Annotated in this window: 1 protein-coding gene and 1 pseudogene; one reads left to right on the top strand and one right to left on the bottom strand. The window is 63.9% G+C overall.

The annotated features are described in order from the left end of the window. The first annotated feature begins 53 nt into the window (after positions 1-53). A complete protein-coding gene (locus tag EHS19_RS10445) occupies positions 54-1,322 on the top strand; it encodes an ISL3 family transposase (protein WP_151917696.1) in 1,269 nt (422 codons plus the stop codon). Positions 1,323-1,454: 132 nt separating this feature from the next. Here the strand turns inward: EHS19_RS10445 and EHS19_RS11595 are convergent. Next, a pseudogene (locus tag EHS19_RS11595) lies at positions 1,455-1,608 on the bottom strand (hypothetical protein); the annotation flags it as partial.

Below are 1,608 nucleotides of genomic sequence, written 5' to 3'. Positions count from 1 at the left end.
TCTGCTAGGTTTGTGTCCGCCAAAGAAACAACCGTAGAGACAGAGGAACGCCCTTGCCCACGATATCATCCGGTGCGCTCAAGCGCATGCTGCACCTGCCCGTCAACGTCGTGGTGTCCACGCCCCGCGTCGAGGAGGGCCCGGATGGCGGGACCGTCGTCATCGTGCCGGTGCGTCCGTATGCGAACGACATGGACCGGTGCGCCAGATGCGGCCTGCGTGGCCGGCCGTATGATCGTCTGGGCGTGCGTCGCTGGCGTCATCTCGACGTCGGGTGCGCGCGCCTGCTGTTGGAGTACGCGCCGAGGCGCGTGACGTGCCGCGAGCACGGGGTCACGGTCGCGATGGTGCCGTGGGCGCGCAGAAGGAGCGCGTACACGCGTGATTTCGAGCAGCAGGTCGCCTGGCTGAGCGTGCACGCGCCGCGAAGCGCCGTGTCGTCGCTGATGCGCATCGACTGGAAGAGCGTGGGCCCCGTGTGCAGGAGGGTCGCCGACGACCTGCGGGCCGAGCAGGGGGCGGGCCTGTTCGACGGGCTGCGCTCCATCGGCGTGGACGAGACCAGCTACAAGAAGGGATACAGGTACATGACCGTGGTCGTCGACCACGATCGGGGCCGGGTCATCTGGATGCACGAGGGACACGGGAGGAAGGTGTTCGACCTGTTCTTCCAGTCGCTCACCGAGACGCAGCGCGAGTCGATCCGGGTGGTCACCGGCGACGGGGCCCGCTGGATCGACGAGTGCGTGTTCCAGTGGTGCCCCGGGGCGGAGCGCATCCTCGACGGGTTCCACATCGTGTCCTGGGCCACCGACGCGCTCGACAGGGTCCGCACCATGGCCTGGCGCGAGGCCCGCAAGGCGGGCGTCGCCGGGAAAGGCGCGAAGGACCCGATCAAGGGCTCCAGATGGGCCCTGTCGAAGAACGCGTCGGACCTGACCGAGGGGCAGAAGGCCCAGCTGGAGTACATCGCCAACTCGAACGAGACCCTCTGGGAGGCATACAAGCTCAAGGAACGGCTGCGCATGATCCTCAAACAGACCGCGGACGACGCCGAGCCGCTGCTGCGCCAGTGGATCGCGGACGCGGTCCTGTCCGGCATCGACGGGTTCGTCGAGCTCGGCGAGAAGATCGAACGCCGTCTCTTCGATATCCTGCGCACCATCCGCTCGGGCCTGTCCAACGCCAGACTCGAGGCCGTGAACAACAAGATCAAGACCACCATCAAAATCGGCTACGGCTACCGCAACCTCGACAACCTCATCGGCCTGGTCATGCCCGAATGCGGCGGCCTCGACCTCAAACTCCCCGGACGCCAATAACCAGTAGGAACACCCCCCGAAACCAACCCACACAAACACCCGAAGAGTCATTATATATAAGACTCTCACGCTGAGACGACTTGCAAGCAGAAGGAAAATGGGCCGCATGTTTTCACATACAGCCCACTTCGGTTACTTCACCCTGACGGCATACCAGCCGATTCCCTCAGCCTTCCAGCCCAAGCGAACCAGCATGTCGTTCTCCGCTTTATTCACCGTATAATTGTGACTGCCACGGCGAGCTCGTCGATTGTACTGACGATATAACGGTACCCGTTTAGCGTCA

The organism is Bifidobacterium jacchi, from assembly GCF_009078285.1.
Classification (GTDB): domain Bacteria; phylum Actinomycetota; class Actinomycetes; order Actinomycetales; family Bifidobacteriaceae; genus Bifidobacterium; species Bifidobacterium jacchi.
This window is presented reverse-complemented; position numbering and strand designations above follow the sequence as displayed.